Annotated in this window: 14 protein-coding genes; 8 read left to right on the plus strand and 6 right to left on the minus strand. The window is 62.0% G+C overall.

Annotated elements, in window-relative coordinates:
• The first annotated feature begins 95 nt into the window (after positions 1-95).
• Positions 96-737 (plus strand): DedA family protein, encoded by a 642-nt coding sequence (locus tag OHL12_RS01190; RefSeq protein ID WP_263412013.1) that lies wholly within the window; start codon positions 96-98, stop codon positions 735-737.
• Positions 738-759: 22 nt separating this feature from the next.
• Here OHL12_RS01190 and OHL12_RS01195 read toward each other — a convergent pair whose 3' ends face one another.
• From OHL12_RS01195 to OHL12_RS01205, 3 genes are read right to left on the minus strand one after another with little or no spacing between them, the layout of a single operon-like run.
• Positions 760-1,650 carry a flagellar motor protein MotB gene (locus tag OHL12_RS01195; RefSeq protein WP_263412014.1) on the minus strand — a complete coding sequence of 297 codons (891 nt, stop codon included), beginning with the start codon at positions 1,648-1,650 and terminating at the stop codon, positions 760-762.
• Between the two features lie 4 nt (positions 1,651-1,654).
• Positions 1,655-2,419, minus strand: coding sequence for a flagellar motor protein (locus OHL12_RS01200; protein WP_263412015.1), 765 nt, complete (start codon positions 2,417-2,419; stop codon positions 1,655-1,657).
• 33 nt (positions 2,420-2,452) lie between these two features.
• A complete protein-coding gene (locus OHL12_RS01205) occupies positions 2,453-2,704 on the minus strand; it encodes a flagellar FlbD family protein (RefSeq protein ID WP_263412016.1) in 252 nt (83 codons plus the stop codon).
• Positions 2,705-2,884: 180 nt separating this feature from the next.
• Between OHL12_RS01205 and OHL12_RS01210 the strand changes: the two genes are divergently transcribed.
• The 5 genes from OHL12_RS01210 to OHL12_RS01230 all read left to right on the plus strand — a co-directional run bounded on the left by OHL12_RS01210 (position 2,885) and on the right by OHL12_RS01230 (position 8,701).
• Complete coding sequence (locus tag OHL12_RS01210) at positions 2,885-4,117, plus strand: flagellin N-terminal helical domain-containing protein (protein ID WP_263412017.1); 1,233 nt, start codon at positions 2,885-2,887, stop codon at positions 4,115-4,117.
• Between the two features lie 144 nt (positions 4,118-4,261).
• The gene (gene fliD / locus OHL12_RS01215; RefSeq protein WP_263412018.1) at positions 4,262-5,623 is read left to right on the plus strand and encodes a flagellar filament capping protein FliD; all 1,362 of its coding nucleotides are present in this window, start codon (positions 4,262-4,264) and stop codon (positions 5,621-5,623) included.
• 40 nt (positions 5,624-5,663) lie between these two features.
• On the plus strand, positions 5,664-6,140 hold the full coding sequence (fliS, locus tag OHL12_RS01220) for a flagellar export chaperone FliS (protein ID WP_263412019.1): 477 nt from the start codon (positions 5,664-5,666) through the stop codon (positions 6,138-6,140).
• 396 nt (positions 6,141-6,536) lie between these two features.
• Positions 6,537-6,944: a hypothetical protein gene (locus OHL12_RS01225; protein WP_263412020.1), complete on the plus strand. Its 408-nt coding sequence runs from the start codon at positions 6,537-6,539 to the stop codon at positions 6,942-6,944.
• A gap of 170 nt (positions 6,945-7,114) precedes the next feature.
• Entirely contained in the window at positions 7,115-8,701 is a 1,587-nt protein-coding gene (locus OHL12_RS01230; protein ID WP_263412021.1) for a UbiD family decarboxylase, read from the plus strand.
• Positions 8,702-8,721: 20 nt separating this feature from the next.
• Here OHL12_RS01230 and OHL12_RS01235 read toward each other — a convergent pair whose 3' ends face one another.
• On the minus strand, positions 8,722-9,261 hold the full coding sequence (locus OHL12_RS01235) for a molybdopterin-binding protein (RefSeq protein WP_263412022.1): 540 nt from the start codon (positions 9,259-9,261) through the stop codon (positions 8,722-8,724).
• Positions 9,262-9,300: 39 nt separating this feature from the next.
• Between OHL12_RS01235 and nuoI the strand changes: the two genes are divergently transcribed.
• Both nuoI and OHL12_RS01245 read left to right on the plus strand, forming a co-directional pair.
• A complete protein-coding gene (nuoI, locus tag OHL12_RS01240) occupies positions 9,301-9,804 on the plus strand; it encodes an NADH-quinone oxidoreductase subunit NuoI (protein ID WP_263412023.1) in 504 nt (167 codons plus the stop codon).
• Between the two features lie 72 nt (positions 9,805-9,876).
• Positions 9,877-11,949, plus strand: a complete 2,073-nt coding sequence (locus OHL12_RS01245; protein ID WP_263412024.1) for a M3 family metallopeptidase — start codon at positions 9,877-9,879, stop codon at positions 11,947-11,949.
• Here the strand turns inward: OHL12_RS01245 and metH are convergent.
• Positions 11,946-14,666, minus strand: coding sequence for a methionine synthase (metH, locus tag OHL12_RS01250; protein ID WP_263412025.1), 2,721 nt, complete (start codon positions 14,664-14,666; stop codon positions 11,946-11,948). The two genes, OHL12_RS01245 and metH, sit on opposite strands and share 4 nt — an antisense overlap.
• Positions 14,663-15,781: a homocysteine S-methyltransferase family protein gene (locus tag OHL12_RS01255; protein WP_263412026.1), complete on the minus strand. Its 1,119-nt coding sequence runs from the start codon at positions 15,779-15,781 to the stop codon at positions 14,663-14,665. Before OHL12_RS01255 ends, metH begins: the two co-directional genes overlap by 4 nt.
• Positions 15,782-15,917: the final 136 nt, after the last annotated feature.

Below are 15,917 nucleotides of genomic sequence, written 5' to 3' on the forward strand. Positions count from 1 at the left end.
TCCTCAAGGATACGAGCCCGGCACAACGGCAGCAAGCGTTCCCCTGCGCCACCGCGCCAACCCATGCGGATCGCTATACTTCAGAAGACCTCCACATGACTGAAAAGATCATTACCTTTCTTTTGCCCTACATCACGGGCATTATCGTCGCGATCGGCTATCCAGGCGTCGCCCTTCTCATGGCGATCGAGTCGGCCTGCATCCCGCTGCCCAGCGAGATCATCATGCCGTTCGCCGGGTACGTGGTGTGGCAGGGCAAGATGAACCTTTTGGCGGCAGCGACGGCGGGCGCCATCGGTTGCAACCTGGGCTCGGTGGTTGCGTACTGGATCGGAGCCTACGGAGGTCGCCCGCTGGTCGAAAGGTATGGGCGATACGTTCTGATGAGCCGCCGCGACCTGGATCGCGTGGACCACTATTTCCAGAAGTACGGCGGAATCACCGTTCTGATCGGTCGCCTGCTTCCCGTCGTCCGCACCTTTATCGCGCTGCCTGCGGGCATCGCGCGCATGCCGCAGCTTCGGTTTCACCTGTACACGTTGATTGGTTCGTGGCCGTGGTGCTTTGCGCTTGCCTACATGGGCATGAAGGCGGGCGCAAGCTGGAACGATCCGAACTCCAAACTGAAGCATGTGCTGCACAAGGCGGATGCGGCCGTGATCGTGCTGGTGCTGGTGGCAGTGGTTTGGTTCGTCTGGTCTCACCTGAAGCACCGGGACGATCTGCAGACCGCTTAGAAGACTTAGCGGGGGTGGCCTGTCACCGGGCCGCTGCGCGGTCGGCTGCGGGCGCCAGTTGCTCGGCAAGTGTGCTGCCGGTTGCGGCGTGCGGCGAAGGCGCGGCGGCTACCGGCACCATCGTGGTGTGTGGCCCGCGAGCATCAGCGCTGGCCGATCGCGGCGTTCCAACGTCTCCCGTTACGACGATGTCCACACGCCGATTCTTCGCACGCCCTTCGACTGTGGAGTTCGAGGCGGCCGGGTGGAACTCACCATAGCCGGCAAGGGTGAAGCGGGAGGGCGCGATTCGGCTCGCCTGCATCAAGGCTTCCGCGACCGCCGCTGCGCGCGCCGTGGACAGCTCAAAGTTGGATCGGAACCGTTCTGAGTGGATGGGCTGATCGTCCGTGTGTCCCTCCACCCGCAGCTCGCGATCGGGCAGTGTTGCAGCGATCTTGCGCAACAGAAGTTTCGCCGCGGGACTCAGGTCGGCCGAGCCCGACGCAAACAGGCCCGCATCGCTCAGTGAAACCGTGGTTCCGCTGCCATCGGAGCGCACGGACGCGGAACCCTGCAGAGCATCTCCGGCAACGGCCTTCTGCACCGCGGCTTCCACCGCCTTCGGAGAAGCGTGCGCTCCACCAACGCCGCTGTCGGGCGCATTTGGCAAAGGCATCATTAGCGGCGCCGGCGCTCCCTGGCTATTACCTGCCCCGGGCTCCAGGGGCGGAGTCTTGGCGTGTGCGTCAAAAGCACCGTTGTCGCTGAACGCGCTCTGCATTGCGGCAGCCATCGCCGCTGTTTTCTTCTTGTCGCTGACGCTGGACGCGAAGAGAACGACGAAAAAGGCGAACAGCAGTGTGAGCAGATCGGCGTAGCTGACCAGCCATCGTTCGTGGTTTACGTGTTCCGCGTGCTTCTTCTTTGCCATGCGACTAGGCCTTTGCTTCCGCGGCGCCGTGCGCCAGGAAGGTGCGCAGCTTCGTCTCGATCATGCGCGGGTTCAGCCCTTCCAGGATGCCGACAACCCCCTCCAGCATCATCTCTTTCACCATCAACTCTTCTTTGTGGCGGATCTTCAGCTTGCCAGCGGCAGGCAGGCAAAACAGGTTGGACAGGGCTACCCCGTAGATCGTGGCGACAAAGGCCACGGCGATGCCCTTGCCAACTTCGTCGATGTTGTCCAGGTGCTGCATGACCTGGATCAACCCCAGCACCGCACCGATGATGCCGACCGTCGGAGCAAAGCCGCCAGCGGACTCGAACACCTGCGGAATCTTCTCTTCAATCTCGCTCTTGTTGTCGATCTCGTGCTGCATGATCTTGCGCACTTCGGCGGGCTCGGTGCCGTCCACCGCAAGCATCAGGCCCTTCTTCAGAAACGGATCGTCGACCTTGCCCAGATCACCATCCAGCGAGACGATGCCGCTCTTGCGAGCCTTGTTCGCGAACTCCACCAACTGTGTGACGAGCTTCTCGCTGTCGGTGCCCTTGTGCAGAAACACGCCCATCACACCTTTGAGCGCGGCGAGAAAGACGTTCAGTGGGAACTGCACCAGCACTGCTCCTGCCGTGCCGCCGACCACGATCATGGCTGCGGTCAACTGAGTCACCTGACCCAGGTTCCCGCCTTCCATCATCATGGCGCCCAGAATGGCGACCAGCGCCAGAACAATGCCGCCGATGCTTGCGATATCCATATATTTCGTTGCGCTCCTGCGTAGAAGAGTGAGTTAGTCCTGCGCTGCCGCGGCTTGGAATGCCGTGTGGGCCAGCAGAGCCGAATCGGCTGTGGGCCAGGCTCCACGCAGCAGCGAGGCTCGCCAGGCGAGGGTGCGTGCCAGCACCTCGCCACACGTTTCCAGCACCACCAGCTTTTCGCCAGTAATCAACGTCAGTGTGGTGTCTGGTATGGCTTCTACGTGTTTGATCAAATCGGCATTCACTAAGAGAGCGTGGCCGTTGAGCCGGGTCATTTCGACCATAGTTGTTGACCTCGTGATCTCTATCGGCACGTCCGAGCAGAGCGTGATGCCGAGTGCCCGCCTCGACAAAGTCGCGCTGTAACTCATGTTTGCCGCCGGCGCTCCGATAAGTGCTGTGAGCGCCAACGGTATCGGCGCAGAACACACATCTCGCCGTAACCAACTCAGGAGCAGAACACAATGTCATTGGGTGTACTCAACAACATCTCCGCGATTTACGCGCAGAACAATCTAAACAGCACGCAGTCCAGCCTCTCCAAGACGCTGCAGCAGTTGTCTTCGGGATCGCGCATCAACTCCGGCGCGGACGACGCCGCTGGCCTCGCCGTTGCGGACGGTCTTGCCGCAAACTCCACGGCGCTGGCACAGTCCTCGCGCAACGCCAGCGATGCCATCGGCTTGCTGCAGACTGCAGACGGCGCCTTGTCCCAGGTAACCACCCTGCTAAACCGCGCCGTTACGCTGGCCACCGAAGCCGGTAACGGGACGCTTAGCACGTCCCAGCTCTCGTCTGCGAACCAGGAGTATCAGGACATCCTGACGCAGGTGAACAACATTGGCAGCACGACCAACTTCAACAACACCTCAGTGTTCTCCAACACGGCCCGAAACTTCTTCGTATCGGACGGCACCTCGAGCGGTTCCACCACGTACACCGATACGATCGGTACGCTGACCACGGCCAGTGTGGGTACGACTGCGGGGACGGCGGCAGCCACCACCTCGCCAACAGTCACCAACGGCACGGCTGCGGCGTACGCCAGCAGCACGGGAACCGCAGGTACCGTGACCATCGCCCTGAACTCGACTCACGCGACCGATACGTTCGGCGGCGCTTTGACTGTCTCCTACGGCGGCAACAACGTCAGCATGAACATCGCAGCGGGAACCACCGGAGCGAACCTGGTTGCGGCGCTGAACGCCAGCGGCGGCGCTTTCGCCACCGCGGGCATTACGGCATCGCTCTCCGGCAGCACGCTGACGCTGACCGGTGCAACTCCCACCGGTTCGGGTTCGGTTGCCTCCAATGCCCTGGTTGCGGCTAGCTCTGGCAATACCTTTGCGGAAACTGTGCCTGCCGGCCCCGCCGGATCAGGTCAGGATCTGTCGGCGATCGCGCTCGACACCTCCGACCACGCGAAGACCGTGCTGACCAATCTGACCACGGCCATCGCGGACGTCGCCTACCAGCGCGGTTCGATCGGCGCCAACATCAACCAGCTCTCCTCTGCGCAGTCGGTTACCTCGGCCGAGCAGACGAACCTGACCAGCGCAGAGAACAACATCACCGCCACGGACTATGGCCAGGCCGCTTCAGACCTGTCGAAATACCAGGTGCTCTCGCAGACAGGCATCAGTGCTCTGGCGCAGGCCAACTCGGTTCAGCAGGAGGTACTCAAGCTGCTGCAATAGTTCTGAGGAGAAGCGGGCCGGCGCGGGAACACCGTGGTCGGCCTTTCTCGTCCGTGTCGGCGTGCCGTTGCTTAGAAGGTTCTTACGGCGCCGCGGATCGGTGGCAGCGTACGTGCAGAGTGCAGGGCAGGAGAGGAGAGCCTGGTGGGATCAGTCGGCATCAACTTTGGATCAGCAACCAGCGGCGCGGGCTTCGACGTGGCGTCTACCGTCAGCAGCATCATGGCGCTGGAACGCACGCCGGAAACGGCCTGGGCGAATCAGACGACTGCTCTGCAGGCGCAGGACACCGCCCTGACCGCACTGGGGTCGAACGCCTCGGCCCTCAGCACCGCGCTCTCTTCGCTGACTAGCTTTGACGGTGTGTTTTCGAAGATGCAGGGCGCCAGCTCTGACCTGTCCGCGGTCGCGCTGACCTCGGTCGGCTCTACGGCGCAGAGCGGTACTCACACCCTTGCGGTGGCCCAACTAGCGACCACAGCGCAGCAGTACTCCAGCCAAATAGCGACGTCGGCCAGGCTTTCGGGGTCACTCTCGCTGCATACTTCGGGCGCAAGCGCAGCGACCACTATCTCCATCGCGCCCGGATCTTCGCTGGGCGACGTAGCGGCGCAGATCAACAGCAGTGGAGCGGGTGTGCAAGCGGCCGTGCTTTCGGACAGCAGCGGGCAATACCTCTCGTTGACCAGCAAACAAAGTGGAGCCGCGGGTGACCTGACCGTCACATCCAGCATGCAGGATGCTGGGGGCAACGCCGTCAGCTTCAGCGTGGCGCAGACCGGCATCGACGCGAAGTACAAGCTGGACGGAGTGAACCTGACCAGCAGCAGCAACACCGTGACGGGTGCGCTGCCAGGTGTGTCCTTCCAACTGACGGGGCTCTCCAGTAACGTCACGGTTCAGGTGGCACCGGACGAGTCCGGCATCGAATCTGCCCTGCAGACATTCATTTCGGCGTACAACACACTGAGCAAGTCGTTGACCGCGCAAGAGGGCAAAGATTCCAGCGGGAACGCGGAACCGTTGTACGGCAGCACGGTCGTCTCGCAGATCCAATCGACATTGAGCTCTGCGTTTGCTACGCAGCCCAGTGGAACCAACGCCGGGCTCTCCTTGACTTCGCTCGGCTTGTCACTGGGCGTCGACGGCACGCTCTCGCTCGACACCGGCGTGCTCGGAGCGGCGCTAGCCAGCAACTTCAGCGGCGTGGCTGACAGCTTCATGGTGGTAGGCGGATTTGGCCAGACATTCAGCGCGGCGCTGAACAGCATCGGCTCGTCGACAACCGGCACCATCTCTATGGCGCTGGCCAATAACAGCAGCGCCGAAGCCACCCTGGCCGACAACAAGACAACGCTTGAGGCGCGGCTGACCGCCTACAGCGCGAACCTGACGACCGAACTGAACACGGCCAACCAAGTGCTGCAGGCGATCCCGCAGCAACTGAATGAGGTCGACCAGATGTTCTACAGCATCAGCGGCTACCAGAGCGGTTCGAGCCACTAACGGTAAGTCGACCCAGAGATTGCAACCAGCAAGGAGATTTATGCGCTATCAGGAACAAGCCTTGGCAGGAGCCACGGGAGTCGATCTGATTGTGAGCCTGTACGACGGTTGGCTCCGCTTTCTGTATCGCGCCGCAAAGGCGGTCGAAGAGGACGACGTGATCGACCGGCGGTACGCAGTCAAGCGCGCTCTCGACATCCTCATGTACCTGCAGGCCCGCCTGCGCATGGATTGCGGAGCACCGGCCGTCGCCCTGAACGACTTCTACGCGGCCATGTTTACGATGACGCTGGAAGCTTCGAGGGCAAACTCCGCCGCGCAGATGCAGGAAGTGATCTCCTGCGTCCGTAACGTTCGCGAGGCCTGGGTTGTGGTTGCACGGGATCCCGAAGCCAACCGGATGCTGCCACGGGAGCTCCGAATCGCTGGCGAACGCTCGCAGCGAGTGCTGCCTGCCGGCGTACATGCACACCGGACCGAGGTGCAGGCCGGACAACCGCTTCGGCTGGCGGTATAGCGTAGGACGGTCCGCGAGCTTCGCGAACGGTCGAGACGAAGGTACGCTGGCCCGCTCCGACTCTCGTGGCGGACCTGATTAAGGTAAGTTCTTCTCCGTACGCGGAGGACCACTTACTCAAACCTTCTGTACAAAATCTACACAGAACAGGGCGGTACCGGCTCATGAGCCACCTGTTTTGCGGGAGAGTGAAAAAATCCTCTGACAAAGACATGCACCGGGAGTGTAGCGACGTTTCCGCGACGGCTTTGGGCAGGGCGGCAAACTTTGTGACGCATCATGCCGTCTCAATAAGTATGGCTCGTTACCCCCAAACTTGCCGGCCGTTCCTCTCAGTCGCGCTTGTCGGCGCACCTGGAAACCCTGTGTTGCCGCATTCGTCTTTTGGAGGACATCGTGAATAAGATGCTAAGTTCCTGGAAAGAAATCGCGCACTTCTTCGGTAAAGGTGTGCGAACTGTACAGCGATGGGAGAAGACGCTGGATCTTCCGATCCGCCGTCCGCCCGGCGCTCCCAGCAATGTTGTTCTTGCCCGCACCAGCGACCTGGAAGAGTGGATGCACCGCTCTGCTGCGGCTCGCGAGGCGGTGTCACAGCAGGATCCGCAGGTCGACGCTCTGCAGTCTGCGATCTCCGAGCTGGAGATCGAAGTGCGTGGGCTGAGCGGCGTAGGACCGCAGCCGGTCGAGGCCTCGGCAGAGAAGTCGACCGCGCAACCTGTAGAGCGCATTCAGCAAATCATCGCAATGGTGCGTGAACTCAAGCAGGATGGCGACCACGGCTCGCTCAAGCGCGTCGCTTAACTCAGCTTCAACCATTCCGCACCAAACATGAGGCGCCGCAAACGCGGCGCCTTTTCATTTCGCAACACCGGAATCGGTCCACTCGCCGACGTCGCATGGAGCCCTGCGTCAAGCCTCGGCCGCTACCATGAAGAGGTGGCGTTCACCGACGCCGCAGGGAGCAGGGAACCGTGGCATATCGGGATTTGCGAGAGTGGATCAAGGCGCTGGACAAGGCGGGCGAGCTGAAGAGAGTACGCGCCGAGGTCGACCCCGTCCTGGAGATGGCGGAGATTGCCGATCGTGCTGCGAAGTCTGGCAAAGGCACGCCGCAGGCAGGCGGACCGGCTCTGCTCTTCGAGAACGTGAAAGGCCATCCGGGCGCTCGCGTTCTGATGAATCAGTTTGGAAGCATGCGGCGCATGCAGCTGGCCATGCAGGTGGACTCGCTGGACGAGATCGCCACGCGGATCGAGTCTCTGCTACAACCGCAAATGCCTTCCAGCCTGGTGGACAAACTGAAGATGCTTCCCATGCTGGCCGACTTGGGCAAGGTTTTCCCCAAGGTGATCAACCGCAACGACGCGCCCTGCAAAGAGGTGATCCGTAAGGGCGCGGACGTAGACCTGACCAAGCTGCCCATTCTGCAGACGTGGCCTGGCGATGGTGGCCGTTTCATCACGCTGCCCTTGGTGATGACGCGCGACAGTAAATCCGGCAAGCGCAACGTGGGCATGTACCGCATGCAGGTCTATGACGAGCGCACAACAGGCATGCATTGGCAGCGGCAGAAAAATGCGGCGGACCACCTGCGTGAGCGCATGCGCGCCGCGGTGGCCAACGGAGCCGACCGCGTAAGCCTGATGGCGGAGACCGCTGGCGGTACCGCCGTAGCAACCACGGTGAACGGCCTGCCCGCTACTGCGCTGCAGAAGATCCGCGGCGAGCGTATGCACGTCGCGGTCGCCATCGGCACCGATCCCGCCACCACCTTCTCCGCGATCGTGCCAGCTCCGCCAGAGATTGAGGAGTTCCTAATCTCCGGGTTCCTTCGCCGCTCGCCTGTGGAACTGGTGAAAGCCGAGACCGTCGACCTGGAGGTACCCGCGCATGCCGAGTACATCCTGGAGGGCTACGTGGACATTGGCGAACTGCGGGTGGAAGGGCCCTTTGGCGACCACACCGGCTTCTACACCATGCCCGAAGAGTATCCCGTTTTTCACCTGACGGCGATCACGCATCGCAAGAACCCGATCTACGCTGCCACCATCGTCGGCAAGCCGCCCATGGAAGATGCCTATCTTGCGAAGGCGGTGGAGCGCATCTTTCTGCCGCTCATGCGGCTCACACTGCCGGAGATCGTCGACGTGAACCTGCCGCCGGAAGGTGTGGCGCACAACCTGATGATTGTCAGCATCCGCAAGAGCTACGCCGGCCACGCGCGCAAGGTGATGAACGGCATCTGGGCACTCGGCCAGGCGATGTTCACCAAGTGCATCGTCGTGGTCGACGAGGACTGCGACGTGCAGGACGTGGGCGAAGTGGCGCTGCGCACCTTCAACAACATCGACCCGGAGCGGGACATTCAGTTCACGCTAGGACCTGTGGACTCGCTCGACCATGCGTCGCGCCTGCCAAACTTTGGCAGCAAGATGGGCGTGGATGCAACGAGGAAGTGGCCTGCCGAGGGCTTCAACCGTCCGTGGCCTCAGATGCTCGAGATGCCCGGCGACGTGAAAGCCCGGGTCGACAAGCTCTGCCAGTCGCTCGGGTTTTAGCGAAGTCGAGGTCGGCGCAGCTACATCGCGCCGACGTTCTTCTCCGTCAACGAGTCCAGGTTGCGCGTCCAACGGCCCGGCATCTTGTCTTCGGTCAAAATCAGCTTGAAGGCTCCATCCGCCGTGAGCGGTTTCCCATCTTCCGCGTCCGCAACGATCGCTTGTCCGCTGCGGCAACCCGGATCGGTGTCGCACATCGTCAGTACCACCTGAAAGTGGTCGGTCGCACCCGCAATCACGACGGTCGTCCGAGGTGACACGTGCGGTCCTGCGCCGGGCTTGCTGGCGACCAATGCCAGCAGGTCCTTCACGGGCACGCCGCTGTATGTCTCCTGCTGATGGGTGTGTCCGTTGGTGACGGCCACGGAAACGTGCGGCAACGCCTTCAGGTCGTCCGCGGAAAGCGTCCGGGTTGAACCGTCCAGCCCGGTCAGCGCCAGCGTCTTCGAGGGCACGCCGGCCTCGTGCTTCATGCCCTCATGGGCCATTTGCGCCGGCAATAAAGTCACGCAAACAGCGGGAAGCAGGGCAGCCGACAGGGCGAACAGAAGTCTTTTCATGCTGAAAAGCCTACGTCGGCCCCGGCGTATACTCAACCTATGTCGATCCTCAAGAATGCCGCCGGCATTGCCAAAGGCATGAGCATCACCTTCAAGGAAATGCTGCAGCCGGCCGAGGTGGAGAACTACCCGGATGGCCCGGGTCCCATGCGCGGTGCGATCTTCCAGGATCGCTTTCGCGGAAAGCACCAGTTGCAGCGTGACGAAAACGGCCTAGAAAAGTGCGTGGCCTGCTTCCTCTGCGCCGCGGCCTGCCCGTCCAACTGCATCTACATCGAAGCGGCTGAGAACACCGAGGAGCAGCGCATCAGCTCGGCCGAGCGCTACGCCAAGGTCTATAACATCGACTACAACCGCTGCATTTTCTGCGGCTACTGCGTCGAAGCTTGCCCGACGGACGCCATCACGCACGGCCATGGATTTGAACTGGCTAGCCTGAACGCGACCACCCTGGTCATGCGCAAGGAAGACCTGCTGGTGCCGGGCTCGCCCAGCCCTCTGGTGGGCGGCAGTAAGGCCGACAAGGTTGAGGTGCTCTCGTAGCTCGATCGCACAGAGACAACCCAGGCGCGGTGCCATTCAGGCAGCGCGCCTTTCTACTTGCAAGGAGAACTGATGTCGATCGCTGAAAACCCTCTGCTGCAGCCAAGCACCCTTCCCTTCGGTGCACCGCACTTCGATCGCATTCAGGACGAGCACTATCCGGAGGCTTTCACCGCCGCCATGGCGGAACAGCGCGCCGAGGTGGAGGCGATCGCGAACGCCCCAGAGCCCGCAACTTTCGAGAACACGCTGGCAGCACTGGAGCGTACGGGCGCGGCCCTCAGCCGCGTCGCGTCGGCGTTCTTCTGTGTCGCTGGCGCGCATACCAACGATCGGCTACAGCAGATTCAGCAGGAGGTTGCGCCACAGCTCTCCGCGCACAGCGACGCGATCTACCTGGACGCAGCCCTGTTTGCGCGTGTTCACTCCGTTTATGAACAACGGCATGCCCTGCAGCTCGACTCCGAGTCGCTGCGGCTGCTGGAAGAAACGCACCAGCATTTTCTGCGGGCCGGAGCTCTGCTGGACGACGAGCAAAAAGAGCGTCTGAAAGCGCTGAATGCAGAGACGGCAACGCTGCAGGCCGCATTCGTCACCAAGGTGCTCACCGCGGCTCGCGAAGCGGCGCTGCATGTCATCGAAGTATCCGAACTGGAGGGGCTTTCCGGGGCGCAGATAGAGGCCGCCGCTGCTGCTGCGGCGTCGCGCGGCCTGGACGGCTACCTGCTGGTCCTGCAAAACACGACTCAGCAGCCGCTGTTGGAAGCGCTGGCAGTGCGGGAAACCCGTCGCAAGCTTTGGGAGAAGTCGCTTACGCGGAACATGCAGGGCGATGCGAACGATACTCGCAACGGCATCGCACGATTGGCGCAACTGCGGGCCGAGCGCGCTGCCTTGCTGGGCCATCCGAATTACGCAACGTGGAAGCTTGCCAACCAGATGGCCCAGACTCCCGCGAACGCCATCGCCTTCCTGGACCGCCTGGTACCTGCTGCGCGCACAGGCGTTACTCGCGAAGCGCAGGGGCTACGCGAGTACATAGCAGAGCAGGGCGCGGAGCATGAGTTGGCGCCCTATGACTGGGCTTTCTATGCGGAACAGGTACGCAAGGCCAAGTACGACTTGAACGAAGACGAGCTGAAGCCTTACTTCGAGCTCAACAATGTCTTCGAGCGTGGAGTTCTCTTTGCTGCTTCCGAGCTCTACGGTCTCCGTTTCGAACCTCGCACCGATCTTCCCGTGTACCACCCTGACGTGAGAACCTACACCGTCTTCGACGCGGACGGTTCCGAACTCGCGCTGCTCTACACCGATTTCTACAAGCGCGATTCCAAGCGTGGTGGCGCGTGGATGAGCACGCTTGTGGACCAGTCGCGGCTGCTTGGCCAGCGGCCAATCATCACCAATACGTGCAATTACACGAAGCCAGCGGAAGGTCAGCCCTGCCTGCTCACCTCCGACGAAGTGGACACGCTCTTCCATGAGTTCGGCCACGCTCTGCACGGCCTGTTGTCTGACGTGACGTATGCCTCGCTCTCCGGCACGTCTGTCGCGCGGGACTTTGTCGAGTTCCCATCACAGTTCAATGAGCACTGGGCTAGTTACCCGACGGTGTTTGCGAATTTTGCGCGTCACCATGCGACGGGCGAGCCGATGCCGGCCGAGCTGGAAGCGAAGCTGCGCAAGGCGAAGCACTTCAACGGCGGCCACGCGCTTGCCGAAGTCCTGGCTGCAGCCGAACTCGATCTGCAGTGGCACACGCTGTCTGCCGAGGCGCCAGTGCAGGATCCTGACGAGTTCGAGCGCAAGGCGCTGGTGACGAAGCAGGTGGATTTCGACGCTGTGCCTCCGCGCTACTCCTCCACGTATTTCTCCCACATCTTCGGTGGTGGCTACTCGGCGGGTTACTACGCCTACCTGTGGGCAGAGATGCTGGACGCCGACGCGTATGCCTGGTTTGAGGAGTACGGTGGCCTGACTCGCGAGAATGGCGACCGGCTGCGGCGCATGGTTCTGTCGCGCGGCAACAGCGCGGATCCGGCGGAGCTGTACCGGGCTTGGCGCGGCGGCGATCCTCAGATCGGGCCCATGCTCGCTGGAAGGGGAATCGAGCTTGAGGTGCACGCAGACACCGCTGCCGTTTAGTTCGTCTCGTCCGGATCGTAGCCCAGGTTGGGGCCGAGCCAGCGCTCGGCCTCAGCCAGCGACATAGCTTTACGCTCGGCGTAATCCTGCACCTGGTCACGACCGATCTTGCCCAACGAGAAGAAGCGCGACTCCGGGTGCGCGAAATAGATGCCGCTCACGCTGGATCCCGGCCACATCGCGAAGGACTCCGTGATCTCCATGCCAGTATTCTGCTGCACGTCCAGCAGGTGCCAGATGGTGCCCTTCTCAGTGTGATCTGGGCAAGCCGGGTAGCCGGGCGCGGGGCGGATGCCGCGATACTCCTCCCGAATCATCTGCTCGTTGGTCAGGTTCTCCGTGCGCCCATAGCCCCACTCATCGCGCACCTGTTTGTGCAGCGCTTCCGCGAACGCCTCAGCAAGTCGATCGGCAATCGCCTCCGCGAGGATGGCGGAGTAGTCGTCGTGCTCGAGTTTGAAGCGGTCGGTGAGCTCCTTCAGCCCGAGACCGCTCGTCACGGCAAATGCGCCGATACTGTCGTGCAGGCCCGTGTCCTTGGGAGCGATGAAGTCGACCAGCGAGCGGCACGGCTCTTTGCCCTCCCGATTCGCCTGCTGCCGCAGAAAGTGGAACCGCGAGCGAACACACGATCGCGTCTCATCGCAATACAGCTCAACGTCGTCGCCGACCGCGCTGGCCGGGAAAAAGCCGTATACACCGCGCGCCGTCAACGAGTTGTTTTCGATGATCTGATCCAGCATTCTCTGCGCGTCGTCGTACAGCTTCCGTGCTTCCGTTCCCTGGCGCTCGTCATCGAGGATGCGCGGATACAAGCCACGCAGACCCCAGGTGTGAAAGAACGGCGACCAGTCGATGAACTTGCGCAGGGTGCTCAGGGGAAAGTCGTGGATCACGCGAACACCGAAGAACTCCGGGGTTGCGACGTCCTCTTGGCGCCACTTTATTGGCGTGCGGCGTGCACGCGCTTCCACGATCGGAGTCAGCGCCTGTTTCGGCGCAAGGTGTGCTTTGCGCAGCGCCTCGTATTCTGCCTGGTGCGTCGCGATGAACTGCGCGCGGTTGTCCTCGCTCAACAGACTCGTTGTTACGGGCACGGCGCGGCTGGCATCGGTAACGTGAACCACGGGCTCGGCGTAGTATGGCGCGATCTTAATGGCGGTGTGTGCGCGGCTCGTCGTTGCGCCGCCGATGAGCAGGGGAATGGAGAACTTCAGTCGCTGCATCTCGCGCGCGACGTGAACCATCTCGTCCAGCGATGGCGTGATCAGGCCGCTCAGACCGATGATGTCGGCGTTCTCTGCTTTAGCGCGCTCCAGGATCTTCTCTGCGGGCACCATCACGCCCATGTCGATCACTTCGTAGTTGTTGCAGGCCAGCACCACGCCGACGATGTTCTTGCCGATGTCGTGGACGTCGCCCTTCACGGTGGCGAGAACGATCTTGCCTTGGGTGCGCACGACCTCTCCGCGCGCGGCCAACTCGGCTTTCTCCGCTTCCATGTACGGCGTCAAGTAGGCGACCGCTTTCTTCATCACGCGCGCGGACTTGACCACCTGCGGTAGGAACATCTTGCCCGCGCCGAACAGGTCGCCCACCACGCTCATGCCCGCCATGAGCGGACCCTCGATCACCAGCAGCGGACGACCGAGCTTTGCGCGCGCCTCTTCGGTGTCCTGGTCGATGTATGTGTCGATGCCCTTGACCAGCGCGTGAGACAACCTCTCCTCCACGGTGCCGTTGCGCCACTCTTCTACGCGCTGTTCGATCACTTTGGCGTTGCCGCTGCCGGCGGCCTTCAACTGCTCACCGAAGTCGACCAGCCGCTCTGTCGCGTCCGGTCGGCGGTTCAGCAGAACATCTTCGACAAGCACCTTCAGCTCGGGATCGATCTCTTCGTACACCTCGAGCATGCCGGCATTGACGATGCCCATGTCCATGCCGGCCGCGATCGCGTGAAAGAGGAACGCCGAATGCATCGCTTCGCGAACCTTGTTGTTGCCGCGAAAGCTGAACGAGATGTTCGACACACCGCCAGAGACCTTGGCATGAGGCAGGTTCTGCTTGATCCAGCGCGTCGCGTTGATGAAGTCGAGAGCGTAATTGTTGTGCTCTTCCATGCCCGTGGCGACGGTCAGGATGTTGGGATCGAAGATGATGTCTTCCGGCGGGAACTGAACGCGGTCCACTAGCAGGCGGTACGCACGTTCGCAGATGCGGATCTTGTCTTCGAAACTCGCGGCTTGGCCTTCCTCGTCGAAGGCCATGACGACCGCGGCTGCACCGTAGCGCCGAACTGTCCGCGCATTCTGCAGGAATTTCTCCTCGCCTTCCTTCAGCGAGATGGAGTTCACGATGCCTTTGCCCTGCAGGCACTTCAAGCCGGCCTCGATGACCTCCCACTTCGAGGAGTCAACCATGAAGGGCACCTTGGCGACCTCGGGCTCGCTGGCCAGCAACTGCAGAAAGCGTGTCATCGCGGCCACGCCGTCGATCATGCCTTCGTCCATGCAGATGTCGATCACGTTGGCGCCGTTCTCTACCTGCTGGCGCGCGATGCTGACGGCGTCTTCGTACTTGCCCTCGACGATCAGGCGAGCGAACTTGGGCGAACCGGCGACGTTGGTGCGTTCGCCGATCATCAGAAAGGTTCCGGGCTGCTGTGTAAACGGCTGCGACCCGGAAAGGCGCAGCGGCTTTATCGTGGGTACGCTCACGCGGCGGCCGTTTCGGCTTCCAGCGCGCGTGGCTCCGCGTGCTCCAGCCGCTTGGCGATCGCGGAAATATGCTCCGGCGTGTTCCCACAGCAGCCGCCCGCGATATTCAGCAAACTTCCCTGCGCAAACTCGCCCAGGTATCGCGCCATGTCCTCGGGCTCCAGGTCGAACCCGGTGGGCGACAGAGGATTCGGTAGACCGGCGTTGGGGTACGCGGATACGGCAACCGTAGCGCGTGACGCAAGGTCGGCCAGAAATGGATACATCAGATCTGGCCCTAACGAGCAGTTCAGCCCCACGCTCAAGGGCCGTACATGCTCGACCGCGGTCCAGAAGGCTTCCACCGTCTGCGCGCTGATCATGGTTTCTCCACCTCGGCCAACGGCGGCGCTGATCATCACGGGGACTTCCGGTAGATTGGGCGCACGCTCGTCCAGAACTTCCCGAATTGCCACCAGCGCGGCTTTCGCATTCAATGAATCGAAGATCGTCTCGACCAGCAGCAGGTCGACTCCACCCGCCAGCAGCGCTCGCACCTGCTGCACATACGCCGCTTTTACCTGGTCGAAGGTGATGACCCGAAAGCCGGGATCGTCCGGGTCGGGAGAGTTCGACAGGGACACCGTCAATGGACCGATCGCCCCGGCCACAAAGCGTTGGCGCCCCGTGTCACTGCCCACCTGGTCGGCCAAGGTGCGGCACTGCTGCGCGCTTGTCTGGTTGATCTCCCACGCGAGGGCTTCCAGTTCCGGATCGCCGACGATGCTCGAGTAGAACTCCGGGTCTTTGCGGCCGCCGTGTTCTCGCGGATCATCGCGGAAGAACTCGCTTTGCGCGATGCTCGTCGCGCCAAAGGTGTTCGTCTCGAGGATGTCGGCACCAGCTTCCAGAAATCGACGGTGAATATCCAGGATCATCGCGGGCTGCGTCAGACTGAACAGGTCGCCGTTATTCAGGAGGTCTTTGGGGGCATTGCGGAAGCGTTCTCCGCGCATGTCTGCCTCCGTCATCCCATATGTCCGGATGGTGGTTCCCATGGCGCCATCCAAAATGGCAATGCGCTGCCGCAGTACATCACGGAGCGGGTGAGACGGAATGGAGGCACGGCCGGACATCGCTTCTATTCGATGATACGGGTCGAGCCGTAGTAGCAGTTTGCTGATCCGGTGGCTTGCATAGACCACGGGTTGCAAACCGGCGTCCTCACCCGTACACTAAGCGCGCCATCAACAACATACAGGACACCGGCCG

The sequence above is a fragment of the Terriglobus aquaticus genome (assembly GCF_025685415.1).
GTDB lineage: Bacteria > Acidobacteriota > Terriglobia > Terriglobales > Acidobacteriaceae > Terriglobus > Terriglobus aquaticus.

Excerpts from the sequence above, each read along its gene's own strand:
- OHL12_RS01205 (WP_263412016.1), bottom strand. The coding sequence starts at position 2,704 with ATGGTCGAAATGACCCGGCTCAACGGCCACGCTCTCTTAGTGAATGCC.
- OHL12_RS01245 (WP_263412024.1), top strand. The coding sequence starts at position 9,877 with ATGTCGATCGCTGAAAACCCTCTGCTGCAGCCAAGCACCCTTCCCTTC.
- OHL12_RS01200 (WP_263412015.1), bottom strand. The coding sequence starts at position 2,419 with ATGGATATCGCAAGCATCGGCGGCATTGTTCTGGCGCTGGTCGCCATT.
- nuoI (WP_263412023.1), top strand. The coding sequence starts at position 9,301 with ATGTCGATCCTCAAGAATGCCGCCGGCATTGCCAAAGGCATGAGCATC.
- OHL12_RS01255 (WP_263412026.1), bottom strand. The coding sequence starts at position 15,781 with ATGTCCGGCCGTGCCTCCATTCCGTCTCACCCGCTCCGTGATGTACTG.
- OHL12_RS01235 (WP_263412022.1), bottom strand. The coding sequence starts at position 9,261 with ATGAAAAGACTTCTGTTCGCCCTGTCGGCTGCCCTGCTTCCCGCTGTT.
- OHL12_RS01195 (WP_263412014.1), bottom strand. The coding sequence starts at position 1,650 with ATGGCAAAGAAGAAGCACGCGGAACACGTAAACCACGAACGATGGCTG.
- fliS (WP_263412019.1), top strand. The coding sequence starts at position 5,664 with ATGCGCTATCAGGAACAAGCCTTGGCAGGAGCCACGGGAGTCGATCTG.
- OHL12_RS01210 (WP_263412017.1), top strand. The coding sequence starts at position 2,885 with ATGTCATTGGGTGTACTCAACAACATCTCCGCGATTTACGCGCAGAAC.
- OHL12_RS01190 (WP_263412013.1), top strand. The coding sequence starts at position 96 with ATGACTGAAAAGATCATTACCTTTCTTTTGCCCTACATCACGGGCATT.